Genomic DNA, 20401 nt, shown 5'->3' on the forward strand with positions numbered 1-20401 from the left:
AAGCCGTAACCGCAACGCCAGTTTTCAGCCACTTGCAGATCACCCAACCGATCCTTACAGGAGAGTCACCATGAGCCACCCCTCCGACCCCCGCACACCTGGTTCCCCCGGCACGGAAATGGGCCGCCGCCGCGTCCTGCAGGCGCTTGGCGCCGCCTCGGTGGCCGGGCTGCCGGCCTGGTCCTTCGCCCAGCCCACGGCCCAGGTCAACACCACCAAGCTGGCCGTGACCGATACCGAAGTCGTCGTGGGCCAGCTGCACTCGGCCACGGGCACCATGGCGATCTCCGAGACCGGCTCCATCCAGGCCGAGCAACTGGCCATCGACCAGATCAACGCCATGGGCGGCATCCTGGGCCGCAAGATCCGCGTGATCAAGGAAGACGGCGCCTCCGACTGGCCCACCTTCGCCGAGAAGTCCAAGAAACTGCTCATCAACGACCGCTGCGCCGCCGTCTTCGGCTGCTGGACCAGCGCCTCGCGCAAGGCCGTGCTGCCCGTGTTCGAGAAGGAAAACGGCCTGCTGTACTACCCCACCTTCTACGAAGGCCTGGAGCAGTCCAAGAACGTGATCTACACGGGCCAGGAAGCCACGCAGCAGATCCTGTACAGCCTGGACTGGGCCAAGGCCGAGAAAAAGGCCAAGACCTTCTTCCTGATCGGCTCGGACTACATCTGGCCGCGCACCTCGATGAAGATCGCGCGCAAGCACATCGAGAACTTCCAGAAGGGCAAGGTCGTCGGCGAGGAGTACTACCCGCTGGGCAGCACCAACTTCGGCTCGCTGGTCAACAAGATCAAGCTGCAAAAGCCGGACTGCATCTTCGTGGCCGTGGTGGGCGGCTCCAACGTGGCCTTCTACAAGGCGCTCAAGGCCGCAGGCATCACGGGTGACAAGCAATTGCTGGTCACGCTGTCGGTGACCGAGGACGAGATGACCGGCGTGGGCGGCGAGAACTTCACGGGCTTCTACTCCTCGATGAAGTACTTCCAGACGCTGGACAACGAGAACAACAAGAAGTTCGTGGCCGCCTTCAAGGCCAAGTACGGCCCCAATGCCGTCATCGGCGACGTCACCCAGGCCGGCTACCTGGGCCCCTGGCTGTGGAAGGCCGCCGTGGAAAAGGCCAAGAGCTTCGACGTGGACAAGGTGGTGGCCGCATCGCCGGGGCTGGAACTCAAGACCGCGCCCGAAGGCTACGTGAAGGTGGACGCCAACCACCACCTGTGGAGCAAGTCGCGCATTGCCGTGGGGCAGCCGGACGGCACGTTCAAGGTGGTCTCGGAGTCGCCTGAACTCATCAAACCCGATCCCTTCCCCAAGGGTTACCAGTAAGTCCTGATCCGTTCAGGCAGGTGATGCGTGGCGGCCTGCGGCCTGGTGGGCGGGCCGCCGCGTGAACCGTTTCCCCCTCTCCCGATTGGCTTGCGCGCAGGAGCAGCACCATGAGTTTTTCCGACATGATGAACATCGGCCTGATGCAGGGCTTCGCGGGGCTGAGCCTGTTCGCCGTGCTGCTGCTGATGGGCCTGGGCCTGGCCATCATCTTTGGCCAGATGGGCGTGATCAACATGGCGCATGGCGAGTTCATGACCATTGGCGCCTACACCATCTACCTGGGCTCCACGCTCACGGCGCAGCACGCGCCCGAGTTCATGCCCTACTACTTCCCGCTGGCCATCGTGGCCGCCTTCCTGTTCGCCTTCGCGGCCGGCTGGCTGGTGGAGTGGGGGCTGATCCGCCACCTCTACAAGCGCCCGCTGGACACGCTGCTGGCCACCTGGGGCGTGAGCCTGGCGCTGCAGCAGTGCTTTCGCACCTTCATCGGCCCCAAGGAAGTCAGCCCCACCCTGCCTGACTGGCTGATGGGCTCGTGGGCGCCGGCCGAGGGGCTGGACATTCCCATCAACGGCCTGTTCGTGCTGGCGCTGACCGCGGTGGTCACGGCCGGCGTGCTGATCGCGCTGCACAAGAGCCGCTGGGGCCTGCGCGTGCGTGCCACGGTCAGCAACCGCGTGATGGCCAACGCCATCGGCATCGACACCAAGAAGACCGACCGCCTGACCTTTGCCATCGGCTGCGGCATCGCAGGCGTGGCGGGCGCGGCCTTCACCACCATCGGCTCCACCGGCCCCACCTCGGGCTCGCTGTACATCGTGGACGCCTTCCTGGTGGTCACCTTCGGCGGCGCGGCCAGCCTGCTGGGCACCGTGGTCTCGGCCTTCGGCATTGCGCAGACGCAGTCCATCACCGAGTTCTTCCTCGCGGGCTCCATGGCCAAGGTGATCACGCTGTCGCTGATCGTCTTCATCCTGATGCTGCGTCCCCAGGGCCTGTTCGCGTCCAAGGTGCGGCGCTGATCCCGGCGCCGGCCCTGTCCACGAGTTCCGCCGCGTTCCCCCGATTTCCCCTGAGTTCACCGGAGTCATTCCATGCAAGCCCTCAAAGCCTGGATACAGCGCTACCAGCTCGCCAGCCTGGTGCTGCTCACCGTCCTGCTGGCGGTGGTGCTGCCCCTGGCGCTGGACATCTTCCGCCTCAACCTGGTCGGCAAGTACCTGACCTATGCCTTCGTCGCCATCGGCCTGGTCATGGTCTGGGGCTATGGCGGCGTGCTCAGCCTGGGCCAGGGCGTGTTCTTCGGCCTGGGCGGCTACGCCATGGCCATGTTCCTGAAGCTGGAGGCGTCCGACCCCATCAGCACCAAGATCCAGTCCACGCCCGGCATCCCCGACTTCATGGACTGGAACCAGCTGACCGAGCTGCCCTCGTTCTGGCTGCCCTTCAAGAGCCTGCCGTTCTCGCTGGCCGCCGTCATCGCCGTGCCCACGCTGCTGGCCTGGCTCATCAGCTTCGCCATGTTCAAGCGCCGCGTGGGCGGGGTGTACTTCGCCATCATCACGCAGGCCGTGGCGCTGATCGTCACCGTGCTCATCATCGGCCAGCAGGGCTACACGGGCGGCGTCAACGGCATGACCGACCTCAAGACCCTGTGGGGCTGGGACACGCGCACGGACAGCGCCAAGTACATCCTCTACTACGTCTGCGTGGCCCTGCTGATCGGCGCCATCGTGCTGTGCCGCTGGATTCAGACCGGCAAGGTGGGCACCCTGCTGCTGGCCATGCGCGACAAGGAAGACCGCGTGCGCTTTTCCGGCTACGACGTGGCCAACTTCAAGGTCTTCGTGTTCTGCCTGGCCGCTGCGCTGTCGGGCATAGGCGGCGCCATGTTCACGCTGCAGGTGGGCTTCATGTCGCCCAGCTTCGTGGGCATCGTGCCCTCCATCGAAATGGTCATCTACGCCGCCGTGGGCGGGCGCATGAGCCTGGTGGGCGCCGTGTACGGCACGCTGCTGGTCAACGCGGGCAAGACCTATTTCTCGGAAAGCTTCCCGGACCTGTGGCTGTTCCTCATGGCGGGCCTGTTCATCGGCGTGACCATGGCCTTCCCGATGGGGCTGGCCGGCCTGTGGGAAAGCCGCATCGTTCCGTGGTGGAACAGCCGCCGCAAGGGCACGGCACCTGGCGCAGCACCTGCCGCAGCGCAGGGAGCCCAGGCAGCACCTGCCCCGGCCCCGGCCGCCACCAAGCCCACGTCCGCCCTGTCCGAAGGCATGGGCCGCCAGGGCGCCTGAACCACAGCGGGAGCACACCATGAGCAATACCGACTTCACGCTGGCCGTGGAAGACCTGACGGTCTCCTTCGACGGCTTCAAGGCCATCGACGCGCTGAACCTGTACATCGACAAGAACGAGCTGCGCGTCATCATCGGCCCCAACGGCGCGGGCAAGACCACGCTGCTGGACCTGATCTGCGGCAAGACCCGCGCCACGGCCGGCAGCATCAAGTTCAAGAACGAGGAACTCACGCGCATGGCCGAGCACAAGCGCGTGCGCCTGGGGATCGGGCGCAAGTTCCAGACGCCGTCCATCTACGAGAACCTGTCGGTCTTCCAGAACCTGGAGGTCTCCTACCCGCAAGGCCGCTCGGTCTTCGGCGCGCTGGCCTTCAAGTGCACGGAGGCGGTGCGAGATCGCGTGCAGGCCGTGGCCGCCGACATCGGCCTGGACGAGCGCCTGGACACCGAGGCCGGCCTGCTCAGCCATGGCCAGAAGCAGTGGCTGGAGATCGGCATGCTGCTCATGCAGGAGCCCGAGCTGCTGATGCTGGACGAGCCCATCGCCGGCATGAGCGCCCGCGAGCGCGAGCTGACGGCCGAACTGCTGCAGCGCATCTGCAAGAACCGCTCCGTCATCGTCATCGAGCACGACATGGAGTTCGTGGCGCGCATCGCGCACAAGGTCACCGTCATGCACCAGGGAAAGATCCTCGCCGAGGGTCCCATGGACAAGGTGCAGGCCGACCCCAAGGTCATCGACGTCTACCTCGGCCACTGAGGCACGCACAAGGAATTCACATGCTGCAAGTCAAGGATCTGTACGTGGCCTATGGCCAGAGCGAGGCGCTGCACGGCATCAGCTTCGAGGGCCGCGAGAACGAAACCGTGGCCATCATGGGCCGCAACGGCATGGGCAAGACCACGCTGTTCAAAAGCCTGATGGGCGTCATGCCCGCCAAGAGCGGCCAGATCACCGTGGCCGGCCAGGACGTCACGAAGGACGAGAGCTTCCGGCGCGTGGCCAAGGGCATTGCCTACGTGCCCCAGGGCCGCATGATCTTCCCCACGCTGACCGTGGAAGAGAACATACAGACGGGCCTGGAGAACGCGAAGACGCGCCAGGTGCCCGACGACATCTACGCCCTGTTCCCCGTGCTCTGGGACATGCGCCGGCGCAAGGGCGGCAACCTTTCGGGCGGGCAGCAGCAGCAGCTGGCCATTGCGCGCGCCCTGGTCACCGACCCCAAGGTGCTGCTGCTGGACGAGCCCACCGAGGGCATACAGCCTTCCATCATCAAGGACATCGCCAAGGCGCTCAACGAGATCCGCAAGCTGCGCCGCATCACCATCGTGGTCAGCGAGCAGGTGCTTTCCTTCGCCATGGATGTGGCCGACCGGCTGTTCGTCATCGAGGGCGGCCGCCTGGTCCATGAGACGGCCCGTGCTGATACGGATGAACAGCGCATCAAGTCCTACCTCTCCGTCTGATCCGTTTTTTCCCACTGCCATCGCAAGGAGCACACCATGGCCGAAACCCTGATCAAGGTCGATCTCAACCAGTCCCCCTACGACAACCCGCAGGTGCACAACCGCTGGCATCCCGACATTCCCATGGCGGTCTGGGTGGAGCCGGGCGCGGAGTTCAAGCTGGAGACCTATGACTGGACCGGCGGCGCCATCAAGAACGACGACAGCGCCGAAGACGTGCGCGACGTGGACCTGTCCACCGTCCACTTCCTGTCCGGCCCCGTGGGCGTCAAGGGCGCGCAGCCCGGCGACCTGCTGGTGGTGGACCTGCTGGACATCGGCGCGCGCGACGACAGCCTCTGGGGCTTCAACGGCTTTTTCTCCAGGCAGAATGGCGGCGGCTTCCTGGACGAGCATTTCCCGCTGGCCCAGAAGTCCATCTGGGACTTCCACGGCATGTTCACCAAGAGCCGCCACATCCCCGGCGTCAACTTCGCAGGCCTCATCCACCCGGGCCTGATCGGCTGCCTGCCCGACCCCAAGATGCTGGCCAGCTGGAACGAGCGCGAGACCGGCCTCATCGCCACCGACCCCGACCGCATTCCCGGCCTGGCCAACCCGCCCAACGCCACCACCGCCCACATGGGCCAGATGCAGGGCGAGGCGCGCGACAAGGCCGCCGCCGAAGGCGCACGCACCGTGCCGCCGCGCGAGCACGGCGGCAACTGCGACATCAAGGACCTCTCGCGCGGCTCGCGCGTGTTCTTCCCCGTCTACGTGGACGGCGCGGGCCTGAGCGTGGGCGACCTGCACTTCAGCCAGGGTGATGGCGAGATCACCTTCTGCGGCGCCATCGAGATGGCGGGCTGGGTGCACATGAAGGTCTCGCTGATCAAGGGCGGCATGGCCAAGTACGGCATCAAGAACCCCATCTTCAAGCCCAGCCCCATGACGCCCAACTACAAGGACTACCTGATCTTCGAAGGCATCTCGGTGGACGAAAAGGGCAAGCAGCACTACCTGGACGTGACCGTGGCCTACCGCCAGGCCTGCCTGAACGCCATCGAGTACCTGAAGAAATTCGGCTACAGCGGCGCCCAGGCCTACTCGCTGCTGGGCACGGCGCCCGTGCAGGGCCACATCAGCGGCGTGGTGGACGTGCCCAATGCCTGCGCCACGCTGTGGCTGCCCACGGAGATCTTCGACTTCGACATCAATCCCACGGCCGAGGGACCACAGAAGATCATCACGGGCGGGGTGGATCTGCCCATCGCCCAGGACAAGTAAGCCCGACATACGACACCCGCCATCCACCATCCGCCAGAGGCCGCCCATGCCCACCTATGACTACCACTGCACCGCATGCGGCGGCTTCGACGCGCTGCGCAGCCTCTCGCAGCGCAACGAGCCCGCGCCCTGCCCCAGCTGCGAGGCGGCCTCGCCCCGCGTCTTCGTCAGCGCGCCGCGCCTGGCCTGCACCAGCCCCGAACAGCGCCGCGCCCACGACACCAACGAGCGCGCCCGGCACGAGCCCAGGCGCTCACGCGATGTGGCCGAGGGCAGCTACGCGCGCATGCGCCACCCTTCGGGCTGCGGCTGCTGCAGCGGCGCCAGCAAGCGCGGCTCCACGGTCACGGCGCCCAACGGCGCCAAGACCTTCCCGACCAAGCGGCCTTGGATGATCAGCCACTGACCGCGGCCCCTGCGCCGCACCGATGCAAAAAAGGCCCGCGACGCGGGCCTTTGTCCTGCCTGGCCGTCCCGCTCAGTGCACGGCGCCGATGAAGCCCGCCAGCTCCGGCGTCTGCGGGTTGGCGAACAGCTGCTTGGCCGGGCCGCTTTCGTGGATCAGGCCCTGGTGCATGAACACCAGCTGGTCGCCCACGTCGCGGGCAAAGCGCATCTCGTGCGTGACCATGATCAGCGTCATGCCCTCGGCGGCGAGCTGCTTGACCACGGCCAGCACCTCGTTGACCAGCTCCGGGTCCAGGGCCGAGGTGATCTCGTCGCACAGCAGCACCTTGGGCTGCATGGCCAGCGCGCGTGCAATGGCCACGCGCTGCTGCTGGCCGCCGCTGAGCTGGTCGGGGTAGCTGTCGTACTTGTCGCCCAGGCCGACTTTGGCCAGCATCTGGCGCGCCAGCGCCGCCGCCTCGGGCTTTTTCACGCCCTTGACCACGGTGGGCGACAGGGCCACGTTCTCGCCCGCCGTCAGGTGGGGGAACAGGTTGAACTGCTGGAACACCATGCCCACGTTCAGGCGCAGCGCGCGCAGCTGGGCGGGCGAGGGCGCGCTGCCCTCCGAGCCCTTGAGCACGGCGTCGTCCACCACGATCTGGCCGGACTGGATGGCCTCCAGCCCGTTGATGGAGCGCAGCAGCGTGCTCTTGCCCGAGCCGCTGCGGCCGATGATGGCGACCACCTGGCCGCTGTCCACGCTCAGGTCCACGCCCTTGAGCACATGGTTGTTGCCGTAATGCTTGTGAACGGCGCGCACATCAACGAGCGGCATAGAGTTTCTTCTCCAGATGGGATGCGTAGAGGGACAGGGGCCAGCACAGCAGGAAGTAGCCTGCGGCGACCAGGCCGTAGATGAGGAAGGGCTGGAAGGTGGCGTTGGCCAGCATGGAGCCGAGCTTGGTCAGCTCGCTGAAGCCGATGATCGAGGCCACGGCCGTGCCCTTGATGATCTGCACCGAGAAGCCGACCGTGGGTGCTATCGACAGGCGCAGCGCCTGCGGCAGCACCACATGGCGCATCTGCTGCAGGTAGCCCATGGCCAGGCTGGAGGAGGCTTCCCACTGGCCGCTGGGGATGGACTCCACGCAGCCGCGCCAGACCTCGGCCAGGTAGGCGCTGGTGTACAGCGTCAGGCCAATGGCGGCCGCCGTCCAGGGCGAGATGTCCAGGCCGGCCATGGACGAGCCGAAGAACACGATGAACATCTGCATCAGCAGCGGCGTGTTCTGGAAGGCCTGGATATAGGCCTTGGCCAGGCGGCGCAGGTTCTGGCTGCGGCCCACGCGGGCGAACAGCACCAGCAATCCGGTGGCGCCGCCCAGCACGAAGGCCAGCAGCGACAGCGCCAGCGTGGCCAGCAGGCCCTCGGCCAGCTTGGCCAGGATGGGCAGCAGGGGAATGTCGGCAATCATGCGGCGTCTCCGGCAGTGGTTGCAGGTGCAGCAGGTGCAGCGGGCCGGGCTGCACGCGGCGTGCGGCGGCCCACCACGAAGCGCTGGCCTATCCAGGCCAGCAACTGGCGCAGTGCCAGGGCCAGCAAGAAGTACGCCGCCGTCACCACCAGGTAGGTCTCGAACGCGCGGAAGTTGCGCGACTGGATGAAGTTGGCCGCAAACGTCAGGTCCTGGGCGGCGATCTGCGAGACCACCGAGGTGCCCAGCATCACGATCACGATCTGGCTGCTCAGCGAGGGCCAGACCCGCTGCAGCGCAGGGCGCAGCACCACATGGCGGAAGACCGCCCAGCGGCCCATGCCCAGCGCGCCAGCGGCTTCCAGCTGGCCGCGCGGCGTCTCCTGGATGCCGGCGCGCACGATCTCGGTGATGTAGGCGCCCAGGTTGATCACCGTGGTCAGCAGGCAGGCCTGCCATTCGTTGATCTGCACGCCCAGCGAAGGCAGGCCGAAGAACACGAACATCAGCTGCACCAGGAAGGGCGTGTTGCGTATGCCCTCCACGTACACCTTGAACAGCCAGTGCAGCGGCGCAATGCGCCAGGCGCGGCTGACGCCGCCGGCCACGCCGATGGCGCCGCCCAGCACGGCGCCCGCTGCCGTCAGCGCCAGCGTGAAGCCTGCGCCCTGTGCCAGCAGGCCGCTGTAGTCGAACACGGCGCCGAAGTCGAATTGATAGGCCATGGAAGGATTTCCGGAAACAGGGGCGCAGCGGTTACAGGGTGGCGGGCAGCGGCATCTTCATCCAGCGCTGGGACAGGCCGGTCAGGCGGCCGTCGGCCTTGAGCTTGGTGATGATGGCGTCCACCTTCTGCAGCAGCGCCGGCTCGCCCTTGGCCACGCCGATGTAGCAGGGCGTGTCCTCGACCGCGAACTTCACGTCCAGCTGGCGCAGCCTGGTGCGCTCGTTGACGGCGTTGGCCACGATGTTGCCCAGCGTCACCAGCTGCACCTGGCCCGTCAGATAGCTTTGCGCGGTGGCGTTGTTGTCCTCGTAGCGCTTGATGGTGGCCGAGGCCGGCGCCACCTGCGTGAGGGCCAGGTCCTCGGTGGAGCCGCGCGTCACGCCCACGGTCTTGCCGGCCAGGTCGGCAGGGGCCTTGATGCTCACGTCCTTGGGGCCGTAGACGCTCTTGGGGAAGGGCGCATAGGCCTGGGTGAAGTCGATCACCTTGGCGCGCTCGGCGTTCTTGCCCAGGCTGGAGATGACGATGTCGGCCTTGCCCGTGGTCAGGAAGGGGATGCGGTTGGTGCTGGTCACGGGCACCAGCTCCACCTTCACGCCCAGCTCCTGGGCGACCAGGGCGGCCATGTCGATGTCATAGCCCTGCAGCTTCAGGTCGGTGCCCAGCGAGCCGAAGGGCGGGAAGTCCTGCGGAATCGCCACGCGCAGCACGCCGGCCTTCTGGATGTTGGCCAGCATGTCGGCATGGGCTGCGCCGCCCAGGCCGGCAGCGGCCAGGGTGGCGGCCGCCAGGGCGGTGCGGATGAATGCGCGGCGGGGTGTCAGGGGGGAAGTCATGCGAAAGCTCCTTCGGAAGGTGGGGTGAGGCGAAAGGAAAGCGGGTCAGGGTCGGGCGCAGATGTATCGGGCGCCGTTGCGTCGGGCGCCGTCGCGTCGGGCGCCGCCGCGTCGTCCGGTGTGTCGAGATCGATGCCGCTGCGCCTGGCGGCCGACAGCAGGTGGGCGCGCATGGCGCCCGCGGCACCCGGCGCATCGCCCGCGCAGACGGCCTGCACGATGGCGTCGTGCTCGCGCACGGGCTGGTCGTCGGCGCCGCTCCAGGCAAACGGCAGGCGCAGGCTGTGGCTGATGGCCAGCTCCAGCTGGCGCGCCATGGCCACCAGGCCTGGGTTGCCCGACAACTGGGCCAGCAGCAGGTGGAACTGCAGATCGGCGTCGGCGGCGGCCAGCAGGTCGCTGCGGGCCAGTGCGTGGGCCAGCTGGGACTGGGTCCATTGCAGCTGGCGCAGGCCGCTGTCGTCGGCGCGCACGGCCGCCAGCGCGGCCCAGCCAGGCTCCAGCACCAGGCGCAGCTCGATCAGCTGGCGCGGCGACAGCGTGCCCAGCGCCGGGGTGGCATAGGCGCGGTGCATGCGTGCACGGCCGCTGTGCGGGCCGTTGATGCGCACGCCCTTGCCCGGCTGGATCTCGACCAGGCCCAGGGCCTCCAGCATGGACAGCGCCTCGCGCAGCGAAGCGCGGCTGATGCCCAGCTGCCGGGCCAGCTCGCGCTGCGGCGGCAGCTGGCTGCCGCCGGGGTAGTGGCCGCTCAGGATGTGCTGCTGCAGCGTCTGGGCCATCGAGATCGGAATGCTTTGCATGGGCTGGCGCGGGTGGAGGGTTTTGGCCTGACTGGTCAGACCACGTACCCAGCAGATAGCGAATTGCGTGCCAGATGCAAAAAAAGGAGCGTTGTCCTCAGGCACTGCAAGGAATCCGGGGCGATGGGGTATCGACAATTCGCCCCGAAGGCGCCGCCGGCGGCCCGCGCTGCCGCGCTTTGGTGCAGTGCCGCATGGCTTTGTGCAGGCCTGCCCCGAATGCGGGCGTAAAACCCGCACTGCAGGCCGCCGCCAGCCGCCGTAGAATCCCGGGCTTTGGCCCGAGGAGCGTTGCAGCGCGGCACCCGCCCATCCGTACACCGGATCGCGTGCCGCGTCAGGCTTGGGCCAGGTGCAGGTTCCCGGCCGGACCGCGCCCACGGTGCCAACGACGCTCACCTGTTGCCATGCCGTTTTTGCAGGTGAGCTTGATGTCGTCCTCTTTCACTCCCCCTCCCATGCGTCTGTCGGGCCTGGAGCCTGTCTCCATCGGCGAGGGCACGCTGTTCGTCAACGTGGGCGAGCGCACCAACGTCACAGGCTCCAAGGCCTTTGCGCGCATGATCCTCAACGAGCAGTACGAGGAAGCGCTGTCCGTGGCACGCCAGCAGGTGGAAAACGGCGCCCAGGTGATCGACGTGAACATGGACGAGGCCATGCTCGACAGCAAGGCCGCCATGGTGCGCTTCCTGAACCTCATCGCCTCCGAGCCCGACATCGCCAAGGTGCCGGTCATGGTGGACAGCTCCAAGTGGGAGGTCATCGAGGCCGGACTGCGCTGCCTGCAGGGCAAGGGCATCGTCAACTCCATCTCCATGAAGGAAGGCCTGGATGAATTCAAGCGCCAGGCCCGGCTGATCAGGCGCTACGGCGCGGCCGCCGTGGTCATGGCCTTCGACGAGAAGGGCCAGGCCGACACCTACCAGCGCAAGATCGAGATCTGCGAGCGCGCCTACCGCATCCTGGTGGACGAGGTGGGCTTCCCGCCCGAGGACATCGTCTTCGACCCCAACATCTTCGCCGTGGCCACCGGCATCGAGGAACACGACAACTACGCCGTGGACTTCATCGAGGCCGTGCGCTGGATCAAGAAGAATCTGCCCGGCGCCAAGGTCTCGGGCGGTGTCTCCAACGTGAGCTTCAGCTTCCGCGGCAACGACCCCGTGCGCGAGGCCATCCACACCGTCTTCCTGTACCACGCCATCTCGGCGGGCATGGACATGGGTATCGTCAACGCCGGCATGGTCGGCGTCTATGACGACCTGGAGCCCCAGCTGCGCGAGCGCGTGGAAGACGTGGTGCTCAACCGCCGCCCTGACGCCGCCGAGCGCCTGCTGGAGATTGCCGACGCCGCCAAGGGCGCCGCCAAGGACGACAGCAAGAAGCTCGAATGGCGCGGCACGCCCGAGAACCCGAAGACCGTGGGCGAGCGCCTGTCGCACGCCCTGGTGCACGGCATCACCGACTTCATCGTCGCCGACACCGAAGAGGCCTACCAGCAGATCGTGGTGCAGGGCGGCGGCCGCCCGCTGCACGTGATCGAAGGCCCGCTCATGGACGGCATGAACATCGTGGGCGACCTGTTCGGCGCCGGCAAGATGTTCCTGCCCCAGGTGGTCAAGTCGGCGCGCGTGATGAAGCAGGCCGTGGCCCACCTCGTGCCCTACATCGAAGAGGAAAAGCGCCAGCAGGAAGCGGCGGGCCTGGACGTGTCCAGCAAGGGCAAGATCGTCATCGCCACCGTCAAGGGCGACGTGCACGACATCGGCAAGAACATCGTCACCGTGGTTTTGCAGTGCAACAACTTCGAGGTCATCAACATGGGCGTGATGGTGCCCTGCCATGAGATCCTGGCCCGGGCCAAGGCCGAGGGCGCGGACATCATCGGCCTGTCGGGCCTGATCACGCCCAGCCTCGAAGAGATGCAATACGTCGCCGGCGAGATGCACAAGGACGACTACTTCCGCATCAAGAAGATTCCGCTGCTGATCGGCGGCGCCACCTGCTCGCGCGTGCACACCGCCGTCAAGATCGCGCCCAAGTACGAAGGCCCCGTGGTCTACGTGCCCGATGCCTCGCGCAGCGTCAGCGTGGCCCAGAGCCTGCTGGGCGAGAACAAGGGCAACTACCTGGCCGAGATCCAGGCCGACTACGACAAGGTGCGCACCCAGCACGCCAACAAGAAGAAGACACCGCTGTGGCCACTGGCAAAGGCGCGCGCCAACGCCACGCCCGTGGACTTTTCCCAGGCTCCCGTGGCGCCGCGCGCCCTGGGCCGGCGCGTGTTCCGCAACTTCGACCTGGCCGAGATCGCCGAGTACATCGACTGGGGCCCGTTCTTCCAGACCTGGGACCTGGCCGGCCCCTATCCGGCCATCCTCGACGACGAGATCGTCGGCGTCGAGGCGCGCAAGGTGCTGGCCGACGGCCAGGCCATGCTCAAGAAAATCATCGAAGGCCGCTGGCTGCAGGCCAACGGCGCCATCGGCCTGTTCCCGGCCAACCGCGTGGGCGATGACATCGAGTTCTATGCCGACGAGTCCCGCAGCCAGGTCCTGATGACCTGGTACGGCATGCGCCAGCAAACCGAAAAGCAGATGGTGGAAGGCCCGGATGGCCAGCCCTTGATGCGCCCCAGCCGCTGCCTGTCCGACTTCGTGGCCACCAAGGAATCGGGCATCCAGGACTATGCGGGCCTGTTCGCCGTCACGGCCGGCATCGGCGCCGAGAAGAAGGACAAGGAGTTCGAAGACGCGCTGGACGACTACTCCGGCATCATGTTCAAGGCCCTGGCCGACCGCCTGGCCGAGGCCTTCGCCGAATGCCTGCACCAGCGCGTGCGCAAGGACCTGTGGGGCTATGCGCCCGACGAGGACCTCAGCAACGAAGCGCTGATCAAGGAACAGTACAAGGGCGTGCGCCCCGCGCCCGGCTACCCGGCCTGCCCCGACCACAGCGCCAAGACCGACCTGTTCGCCGTGCTCAAGGCCGACGAGATCGGCATGACCCTGACCGAAAGCCTGGCCATGAACCCGGCCTCCAGCGTCAGCGGCTTCTACATCGGCCACCCCGACGCCGTCTACTTCAACGTCGGCGAGATCGGCGAGGACCAACTGGCCGACATGGCCGCGCGCCGGGGCATGGACATCGAGGAACTGCGCCGGTTGCTGGCGCCGAATCTGGGGTGAGAACGTTTGTCCGCGCGGACTGGTGCCGCGCGTTGCAAGAAAAAAGCCAGGGCATGCCCTGGCTTTTTTATGGACGCCGCCGCAGCGGCATTCAGCGCTCGATCAGAGCCCGATTTCCTTGTTGTAAGCCTTGCGCGCCGTCACGGCCGTATCCGTGAAGTCGGTGAACACGCCGTCGATGCCCAGGCGGTAGTAGGTCAGGTATTCCTGCACGGGGTCGCCCTTGTACAGGCCGGCCAGGCGGCCCGGCTCGTTGCGGAAGGTGAAGCTGTGCACGATCAAGCCGGCCTTGTGGGCGTCGCGGATCAGGCCCGTGTCCTTGACGGTGTTCACGTCCTTGAGTCCGGCGCCGTCCTTGTAGGGCACGACGGAGTGGGCCAGGACCTGGGGCTTCCAGGGGCCGATGCCGTCGGCATAGGTCTTGATGTCGGCCAGGCCTGCGGGCGTGAGCATGGCGGCGAAGGTGCGGGCGTCGCCGGCCAGGGTCCAGCTGTAGGGGCGGCCGCTGATGAAGGTCCACTCATCGTTGGTGATGTAGACCATGGAGCCGTCGCGCAGGCTGAAGTCGTTGCCGTCGATCAGCTGCACGCCCTTGGCCTTCATGCCGGCCTGGCGCAGGTACTTGAGGCTGGCCGGGTCGAAGCTCTGGATGTAGATGGCCGAGTCCTTGGCGTTGAGCTTGTTCTGGTCCAGCAGCTTGATCACCGCGTCTTCAAACGGGCGCGAGCCGGGTGCGCCGCAGCCGTTGGCGATCGCCTGCTGGTTGTTCCAGTAGGGGTTCTTGGTCTCGGCGTAGACGGGGATGGTGCGGCCCAGGGCCTTGCCCTTGGCGGCGGCGATGTCCAGCACGTCCTGGGCGCTGATCAGGGGCAACTTGCCGTTCCACTCGGTGGGGCGCTCGCTGCGGTTGTCCAGGATGGTGCCGGTCAGCCAGCTGCGCAGCTCCTGCAGCGTGAAGTCGCTGATGGACCAGTCGTTGCGATGGTCCTCGCCATCGACCACCAGGGCCTTGAGCACGGACTTGGGATCGTTGGCATCGAGCTGGTCGCTCAGGTATTGCGAGGGGCCGTTGGCAGGCACGGCGGGGTACTTCACGTTGACCAGCACGCCGGCCGTGGTGCGCTGGCGGCGTGCCACTTCGGCATTGGTCTTGGCCACGTCGGCCACGTTGGTGCTGTCGCTGAGCCAGGCGTTGTGGCGGGCGACCAGCTGGCAGTCCTTCGTCATGTGCATGTCGAGTTCGAGCATGTCCGCGCCTGCATCGGCGGCGGCCTCGTAGGCCATGCGCGTCTGCTCCGGGAACTTGCCCGAGAAGCCGCGGTGGGCGATCACCTGGGGCTGCTTTCCGTCGAGCGTGAGGTAGAACGAGCCGCCGTCACCGCCGCAGGCCGTGAGGACTGCAGCCGCGCACAGGGACGCGAGCAGGGGAGTGCGGGAAAAGGACATAGGACGTTGGGTCATATCCGAGCAGTGGTGGGTTGATGAACGGCGCGCAATGCGCCAACTCAGCAGCGTATGCAGTCAGCCGTGTCGGCACCATGACAGTGCGTCCCCTATGACCCAGATTGGCGTTTTAGCGACGGTCGGTGGAAATTTGCCGACCCTCCGACACAGGGTTATCCCCCGAACAGGGGCGCCAGCGTGGCGCGCAGGCGGTCGCTGGCGTCGGGGGCTTCGGGCGGGCGGATCTCCAGCGAGCGTTCCACCGTGCCGATGTGCTCCAGCAGCAGGGCCTTGGCGCCCTCGGTGTCGCCGCGCTCCAGCGCCTCGACGATGCGTTCGTGCTCGGCGCAGGACTGGCTGGCGCTGTGCGTGGACTGGAACAATGTGGCCGCCAGCGTGGTGCGCGCCGTGAGGTCGCGCAGGGTGAGCGCCAGCAGGCGGTGGCCCATCTGCTCGGCCAGGCAGACGTGGAAGTCGGCCAGCAGGAAGGCGCGCGTGGCCGCGTCGGCGCCGGCAATGGCGTCCTGCTCCTGGGCGATGTGGCGGCGCAGCTGGCCGATCACGCTTTGCATCGGGCGGCCGGCCTCGCCCAGGATGCCGGTCTCGATGATGCGGCGCGCCGCGAAGGCGTCCTGCGCCTCCTCGGCCGAGGGCTGGACCACGTACCAGCCGCGCCGGGGCTGCACCTGCACGAAGCCGCGCGCCTGCAGTTGCATCAGCGCCTCGCGCACCATGGTGCGGCTGACCGCGAAGTTGTCGGCCAGCTCCTGCTCCCCCAGCCGTTCGCCGGGCGCCAGTTTCTGGGCCAGGATGGCTTCGACGACGCGCTCGGCGATGTGCTGGGGGCTTACAGGTGTCATTGCGTTGCAGGGTGGGCAGGAGTCACGGTTGCGGGGACGGCGGCGGCGCCGGAGGGCTCGGCGTCGGGCCCCTGATTGTCGGCCAGGCCGTTGAGCACGGCATGGGCGCGCTCGCGGTCGATATCACCCTCCCAGGCTGCGATGGCCACGGTGGCCACGCAGTTGCCGATCAGGTTGCCCAGCGCGCGGGCAATGCCCATGAACCAGTCCACCGACAGCACCAGCACCAAGCCGATGGCGGGGATGGCCGGAATCGCATGCAGCGTGGCCGCCAGCACCACGATGGCCGAGCCCGGCACGCCGTGGGCGCCCTTGGAGGTCACCAGCGCAATCGCCAGGATGGTCAGAAGGTCGGCCATGCCGATGGGCGTGTTCGTGGCCTGGGCGATGAACACGGCCGCCAGCGTGATGTAGATGGAGAAGGCGTCCAGGTTGAACGAGTAGCCCGTGGGAATCACCAGGCCCACGGTGGAGTCGCGCACGCCCATGTTGCGCAGCTTGGCCATGATCTGGGGCAGCACGCTGTCCGAGGAGGTGGTGGCGAAGACCACCATCAGCTCCTCGCGCAGGTAGCGCAGCAGCTTGATCAGGCTGAAGCCCGAAAAGCGCATCACCAGCCCCAGCACCACGAAGACGAAGAAGATCACGGCCACGTAGAACAGCAGCACCAGCATGCCCAGCTGCTTGAGCGAGCCTATGCCGTACTGGCCCACGGTGAACGAGATCGCACCCAGCACGCCCAGCGGGGCCAGCTTGATGAGGATGCCCATGATCTTGAACAGCACGTTCGACAGCGTGTCGATCAGCGCATGCACGGGCGCGCCGCGCTCGCCCAGCATGGTCAGCGCGCAGCCGAACAGCACGGCGAACAGCAGCACCTGCAGCACGTCGCCCGTGGCAAAGGCCTGCACCACGGTGGTGGGGATGAGCTTCATCAGGAAGTCCACCGTGCCGCCACTGGTCAGCTTGTCGGCGTTGCTGGCGTAGGCGCTCATGGCCGAGGCGTCGAGCTTGCTCGGGTCCACGTTCATGCCCGCGCCGGGCTGGAACACGAAGGCCAGCACCAGGCCCAGCACCAGGGCGATGGTGGTCAGCACCTCGAAGTAGATCAGCGACTTGACGCCGACCCGGCCCACGCGCTTGAGGTCGCCTGCGCCCGCGATGCCGTGCACCACCACGCAGAACACCAGCACGGGAATGATCATCTTGATGAGCTTGATGAAGCCATCGCCCAGGGGCTTGAGCTTCACGGCCCATTCAGGGGCCAATATTCCGGCGAGCACACCCAGGATGAGTGCGATCACCACCTGTCCGAACAGTGATCTGGCAAAGCGGCGCATAGTCGTCTTTCGCAAGTTGTGGAATCTTGTATGCAAGTGGATTTACAACTTGCATGCAAGAATGTAGACAAGCGAAACGCGTGCCAGCAGAGGGTATTCCCTGCAGATTTGCGGCACTCCAGAGAGCATCAGCCCTGACTTTTTCTGCATGAAATCCGCCGATGCGGGCGGGCCTCCCCGCCGTGGTGCAGGGCGGGTGGCCGTCATGCCCGCGCATGGTGCGCAGGCGGGTGCGCGGGCGGGGCGCAGGCCCCGTGGCGGGGCATGCGCGGGCGCGGTGCCTTGCGCACCGCACCGGGATCAGCGCAGGTTGCGCTCCAGAGCGCGGTCCTTGATGAAGAAGGCCGCGAACAGGCCCAGCGTCACGCCGAACATCACATAGAAGGCCGGCGCCATGGGCGAGCCCGTGGAGCGGATCAGCCAGGTCACGATGAACTGCGCAAAGCCGCCGAAGATCATCACCGCCACGTTGTAGGCCATGGACATGCCGGCCGAACGCACCTGGGGCGGGAACAGCTCGGCCATCACCGTGCTGAACACGCCGAAGAACACGGCCACGAACACGCAGACCACCAGCTGGGTGATCAGCAGCTTCTGCACCGTGGGGCCGTCCGTCAGCCAGGCATACAGCGGGTAGAGCACCACCAGGTAGCCGATCAGCGAGCCGATGGTCAGCATGCGGCGGCCCACGCGGTCCGACAGGGCGCCGAAGAACGGCATGATCACCACCATCAGCGCGGCCCCGGCCATCTGCACCATGAAGGCATCGCGCATGGGCAGCTTCAGCGTCACCGTGGCATAGGTCACCAGATAGGTGAAGGTGATGTAGATGGACACCGTGGCCGTGACCACCAGGCCCATGCCCACCAGCGTCTCGCGCGCATGCGTGCGCAGCATCTCCATGATGCCGATCTGGCGCGCCTTGCCGCTGGCCTGAGCGGCCTGCATTTCCTTGAAGACCTCGGGCTCCTCCACATGGCGGCGGATGTACAGCGCCACGGGAACGATCAGCAGGCCCACGGCGAAGGGCACGCGCCAGGCCCAGGCCATCAGTTCCTCCTCGGTGAAGATCTCGGTGATCAGCGTGCCCGTGGCCGCGCCGATCAGCAGGGCCAGCATCTGGCCGGCCATCTGCCAGGAGCCATAGAAGCCGCGCTTGCCGGGCGGTGCCAGCTCGATCAGCAGTGCCGTGGACGTGCCGAACTCGCCGCCGGCCGCAAAGCCCTGCAGCAGCCGTGCCAGCACGATGAACAGCGGCGCCAGGATGCCCACCGCCGCATACGTGGGCGCCAGCGTGATCAGCGCGATGGCCACGGCCATCAGGCCCGTCACCATCACCATGGCCGCCTTGCGGCCCTTGCGGTCCCCGTACAGGCCCAGCAGGATGCCGCCCACGGGCCGCATGAAAAAGCCCACGCCGAACACGGCCGTGGTCATCAGGATGCGGTTGATGTTGTCGTCCGGATTGTCGGGATTGCTGGGAAAGAACAGCTTGGCGACGATGGGTGTCATGAAGGCGAACACCAGGAAGTCATACCACTCCAGCGCGTTGCCGATGACGGCAGCCACGATGTTGCGGGTCGAGACGGTTTGCTTGGTCAAAGCAGGGTCCATTTCCGAAAAGGGATTGAAAAGACGGCAGTCACGCCCGGGGCATGGGTCGGCGTGCCTGCCCGGGCCGCAACCCGGGCGTACACTGCTTCGCCATATGCAATGCCTATGCCATGGCCTGCGTCGTCCACGAAGGGCGGCGCAGGCCATGGCGCAGATGGAACCACATGACTACCTGGAAAAACACCCGCGACTGGCTGGAAACACTGGTCGCATTCGACACCACCAGCCGCAACTCCAACCTGGCACTGATCGAGTGTGTACGCGATGAGTTGGCCACGCTGGGCGTGAGTGCCCGATTGTTCCACTCTCCGGACGGCGCCAAGGCCAATCTCTTCGCCACTTTGCCGGCCCACAACGGCGAAACGCAGGGTGGCATCGTGCTGTCCGGCCATACCGACGTGGTCCCGGTCGATGGCCAGCAGTGGAGCACCAACCCCTTTGCGCTCACCGAAAAGGGCGGGCGCCTCTATGGGCGCGGCAGCTGCGACATGAAGGGCTTCATCGCCGCCTCGCTGGCGCTGGTGCCCGAATTCCTGGCCACGCAGCGCGCCAGGCCCGTGCACCTGGCCTTCTCGTACGACGAGGAAATCGGCTGCGCGGGCGCACCCGTGATGATCAACCAGCTCAAGGCCGAGGGCGCGCGCTTCGACGGCTGCGTGGTCGGCGAGCCCACCAGCATGCAGGTGGTGGTGGCGCACAAGGGCATCAACCTCTACCGCTGCCGCGTGCACGGCAAGGCCGCGCATTCGTCGCTCACGCCGCGCGGCAGCAATGCCATCGAGTACGCGGCGCGGCTGATCTGTCGCATCCGGGACATCGCCGACCACTTCAAGGCGCACGGCCCCTACGACGAATTCTTCGACGTGCCCTTCACCACCATGACCACCAACCAGATCCAGGGTGGCATCGCGGTCAACACCATCCCCGAGCTGTGCGAATTCGCCTATGAATTCCGCAACCTGCCCGGCATGTCGGTGGATGGCATCCAGGCCCAGGTCGAGTCCTATGTGCGCGACGAACTGCTGCCGCGCATGCGCGCCGAGTTCGCCGACGCGCGCATCGAGATCGAGACCGGCGCCAGCGCGCCCGCGCTGGAAGCCTCGGAAGAAGCCGCCATCACCCAACTGGTGCGCGCGCTGACCGCCGACCAGGAAAAGCGCAAGGTGGCCTACGGCACCGAGGCCGGCCTGTTCCACAACGCCGGCATTCCCACCGTGGTCTGCGGCCCCGGCTCCATCGAGCAGGCGCACAAGCCCGACGAGTTCGTCGAGCTGGCCCAGCTCGACGCCTGCGAGCGCTTCCTCAGCAAAATGGGCACGAGTCTGTGATCACCCCCTGAGTCGCTTCGCG

18 protein-coding genes and 1 riboswitch are annotated in these 20401 nt (G+C 66.7%); of the genes, 9 read left to right on the forward strand and 9 right to left on the reverse strand.

Features of this window, described 5'->3' with window-relative positions; all coding sequences use genetic code 11:
• Positions 1-70 precede the first annotated feature (70 nt).
• The 7 genes from urtA (at position 71) to IB269_RS25385 (ending at position 6781) form a co-directional block, all read left to right on the forward strand.
• The gene (gene urtA / locus IB269_RS25355) at positions 71-1336 is read left to right on the forward strand and encodes an urea ABC transporter substrate-binding protein (RefSeq protein ID WP_012202159.1); all 1266 of its coding nucleotides are present in this window, start codon (positions 71-73) and stop codon (positions 1334-1336) included.
• Positions 1337-1446: 110 nt separating this feature from the next.
• A complete protein-coding gene (gene urtB / locus IB269_RS25360) occupies positions 1447-2361 on the forward strand; it encodes an urea ABC transporter permease subunit UrtB (protein ID WP_013800106.1) in 915 nt (304 codons plus the stop codon).
• A 72-nt stretch (positions 2362-2433) separates the two neighbouring features.
• A complete protein-coding gene (urtC, locus tag IB269_RS25365) occupies positions 2434-3636 on the forward strand; it encodes an urea ABC transporter permease subunit UrtC (protein WP_141832868.1) in 1203 nt (400 codons plus the stop codon).
• Between the two features lie 19 nt (positions 3637-3655).
• Positions 3656-4399, forward strand: a complete 744-nt coding sequence (gene urtD / locus IB269_RS25370) for an urea ABC transporter ATP-binding protein UrtD (RefSeq protein ID WP_012202162.1) — start codon at positions 3656-3658, stop codon at positions 4397-4399.
• A 20-nt stretch (positions 4400-4419) separates the two neighbouring features.
• Positions 4420-5109, forward strand: a complete 690-nt coding sequence (urtE, locus tag IB269_RS25375; protein ID WP_012202163.1) for an urea ABC transporter ATP-binding subunit UrtE — start codon at positions 4420-4422, stop codon at positions 5107-5109.
• A 36-nt stretch (positions 5110-5145) separates the two neighbouring features.
• Positions 5146-6375 carry a formamidase gene (gene fmdA, locus IB269_RS25380; protein WP_192368639.1) on the forward strand — a complete coding sequence of 410 codons (1230 nt, stop codon included), beginning with the start codon at positions 5146-5148 and terminating at the stop codon, positions 6373-6375.
• A 46-nt stretch (positions 6376-6421) separates the two neighbouring features.
• Positions 6422-6781, forward strand: a complete 360-nt coding sequence (locus IB269_RS25385) for an FmdB family zinc ribbon protein (RefSeq protein ID WP_012202165.1) — start codon at positions 6422-6424, stop codon at positions 6779-6781.
• 72 nt (positions 6782-6853) lie between these two features.
• Here the strand turns inward: IB269_RS25385 and IB269_RS25390 are convergent, their stop codons facing one another.
• The 5 genes from IB269_RS25390 to IB269_RS25410 are packed head-to-tail and all read right to left on the reverse strand — an operon-like array spanning position 6854 to position 10606.
• A complete protein-coding gene (locus IB269_RS25390) occupies positions 6854-7600 on the reverse strand; it encodes an amino acid ABC transporter ATP-binding protein (protein WP_012202166.1) in 747 nt (248 codons plus the stop codon).
• Positions 7587-8240 carry an amino acid ABC transporter permease gene (locus IB269_RS25395; RefSeq protein ID WP_012202167.1) on the reverse strand — a complete coding sequence of 218 codons (654 nt, stop codon included), beginning with the start codon at positions 8238-8240 and terminating at the stop codon, positions 7587-7589. The genes IB269_RS25390 and IB269_RS25395 overlap by 14 nt, the downstream gene beginning before the upstream one ends.
• Entirely contained in the window at positions 8237-8965 is a 729-nt protein-coding gene (locus tag IB269_RS25400; protein WP_099732519.1) for an amino acid ABC transporter permease, read from the reverse strand. Before IB269_RS25400 ends, IB269_RS25395 begins: the two co-directional genes overlap by 4 nt.
• Positions 8966-8996: 31 nt before the next feature.
• Positions 8997-9803, reverse strand: coding sequence for a transporter substrate-binding domain-containing protein (locus tag IB269_RS25405; RefSeq protein ID WP_013800110.1), 807 nt, complete (start codon positions 9801-9803; stop codon positions 8997-8999).
• Positions 9800-10606, reverse strand: coding sequence for a FadR/GntR family transcriptional regulator (locus IB269_RS25410; RefSeq protein WP_026062625.1), 807 nt, complete (start codon positions 10604-10606; stop codon positions 9800-9802). The genes IB269_RS25405 and IB269_RS25410 overlap by 4 nt, the downstream gene beginning before the upstream one ends.
• Before the next feature lie 277 nt (positions 10607-10883).
• Positions 10884-11010, forward strand: a riboswitch (S-adenosyl-L-homocysteine riboswitch).
• A gap of 27 nt (positions 11011-11037) precedes the next feature.
• Here IB269_RS25410 and metH point away from each other — a divergent pair.
• On the forward strand, positions 11038-13794 hold the full coding sequence (gene metH / locus IB269_RS25415; protein ID WP_225614294.1) for a methionine synthase: 2757 nt from the start codon (positions 11038-11040) through the stop codon (positions 13792-13794).
• Between the two features lie 102 nt (positions 13795-13896).
• Here the strand turns inward: metH and IB269_RS25420 are convergent, their stop codons facing one another.
• From IB269_RS25420 to IB269_RS25435, 4 genes are all read right to left on the reverse strand, one after another.
• Positions 13897-15240, reverse strand: a complete 1344-nt coding sequence (locus IB269_RS25420) for a glycerophosphodiester phosphodiesterase family protein (RefSeq protein WP_192368673.1) — start codon at positions 15238-15240, stop codon at positions 13897-13899.
• A gap of 170 nt (positions 15241-15410) precedes the next feature.
• Entirely contained in the window at positions 15411-16097 is a 687-nt protein-coding gene (locus IB269_RS25425) for a GntR family transcriptional regulator (protein ID WP_012202175.1), read from the reverse strand.
• Positions 16094-17437 carry a C4-dicarboxylate transporter DctA gene (locus IB269_RS25430; protein ID WP_043823239.1) on the reverse strand — a complete coding sequence of 448 codons (1344 nt, stop codon included), beginning with the start codon at positions 17435-17437 and terminating at the stop codon, positions 16094-16096. The genes IB269_RS25425 and IB269_RS25430 overlap by 4 nt, the downstream gene beginning before the upstream one ends.
• Positions 17438-17737: 300 nt before the next feature.
• Positions 17738-19051 carry an MFS transporter gene (locus IB269_RS25435; RefSeq protein WP_071953865.1) on the reverse strand — a complete coding sequence of 438 codons (1314 nt, stop codon included), beginning with the start codon at positions 19049-19051 and terminating at the stop codon, positions 17738-17740.
• A gap of 164 nt (positions 19052-19215) precedes the next feature.
• Between IB269_RS25435 and argE the strand changes: the two genes are divergently transcribed.
• Positions 19216-20379, forward strand: a complete 1164-nt coding sequence (gene argE, locus IB269_RS25440; RefSeq protein ID WP_013800116.1) for an acetylornithine deacetylase — start codon at positions 19216-19218, stop codon at positions 20377-20379.
• The last annotated feature ends 22 nt before the right edge of the window (positions 20380-20401 follow it).

Source organism: Delftia sp. DLF01, from assembly GCF_014852125.1.
Taxonomy (GTDB): domain Bacteria; phylum Pseudomonadota; class Gammaproteobacteria; order Burkholderiales; family Burkholderiaceae_C; genus Comamonas; species Comamonas acidovorans.

Excerpts from the sequence above, each read along its gene's own strand:
- urtA (WP_012202159.1), top strand. The coding sequence starts at position 71 with ATGAGCCACCCCTCCGACCCCCGCACACCTGGTTCCCCCGGCACGGAA.
- urtB (WP_013800106.1), top strand. The coding sequence starts at position 1,447 with ATGAGTTTTTCCGACATGATGAACATCGGCCTGATGCAGGGCTTCGCG.
- urtC (WP_141832868.1), top strand. The coding sequence starts at position 2,434 with ATGCAAGCCCTCAAAGCCTGGATACAGCGCTACCAGCTCGCCAGCCTG.
- urtD (WP_012202162.1), top strand. The coding sequence starts at position 3,656 with ATGAGCAATACCGACTTCACGCTGGCCGTGGAAGACCTGACGGTCTCC.
- urtE (WP_012202163.1), top strand. The coding sequence starts at position 4,420 with ATGCTGCAAGTCAAGGATCTGTACGTGGCCTATGGCCAGAGCGAGGCG.
- fmdA (WP_192368639.1), top strand. The coding sequence starts at position 5,146 with ATGGCCGAAACCCTGATCAAGGTCGATCTCAACCAGTCCCCCTACGAC.
- IB269_RS25385 (WP_012202165.1), top strand. The coding sequence starts at position 6,422 with ATGCCCACCTATGACTACCACTGCACCGCATGCGGCGGCTTCGACGCG.
- IB269_RS25390 (WP_012202166.1), bottom strand. The coding sequence starts at position 7,600 with ATGCCGCTCGTTGATGTGCGCGCCGTTCACAAGCATTACGGCAACAAC.
- IB269_RS25395 (WP_012202167.1), bottom strand. The coding sequence starts at position 8,240 with ATGATTGCCGACATTCCCCTGCTGCCCATCCTGGCCAAGCTGGCCGAG.
- IB269_RS25400 (WP_099732519.1), bottom strand. The coding sequence starts at position 8,965 with ATGGCCTATCAATTCGACTTCGGCGCCGTGTTCGACTACAGCGGCCTG.
- IB269_RS25405 (WP_013800110.1), bottom strand. The coding sequence starts at position 9,803 with ATGACTTCCCCCCTGACACCCCGCCGCGCATTCATCCGCACCGCCCTG.
- IB269_RS25410 (WP_026062625.1), bottom strand. The coding sequence starts at position 10,606 with ATGCAAAGCATTCCGATCTCGATGGCCCAGACGCTGCAGCAGCACATC.
- metH (WP_225614294.1), top strand. The coding sequence starts at position 11,038 with ATGTCGTCCTCTTTCACTCCCCCTCCCATGCGTCTGTCGGGCCTGGAG.
- IB269_RS25420 (WP_192368673.1), bottom strand. The coding sequence starts at position 15,240 with ATGTCCTTTTCCCGCACTCCCCTGCTCGCGTCCCTGTGCGCGGCTGCA.
- IB269_RS25425 (WP_012202175.1), bottom strand. The coding sequence starts at position 16,097 with ATGACACCTGTAAGCCCCCAGCACATCGCCGAGCGCGTCGTCGAAGCC.
- IB269_RS25430 (WP_043823239.1), bottom strand. The coding sequence starts at position 17,437 with ATGCGCCGCTTTGCCAGATCACTGTTCGGACAGGTGGTGATCGCACTC.
- IB269_RS25435 (WP_071953865.1), bottom strand. The coding sequence starts at position 19,051 with ATGGACCCTGCTTTGACCAAGCAAACCGTCTCGACCCGCAACATCGTG.
- argE (WP_013800116.1), top strand. The coding sequence starts at position 19,216 with ATGACTACCTGGAAAAACACCCGCGACTGGCTGGAAACACTGGTCGCA.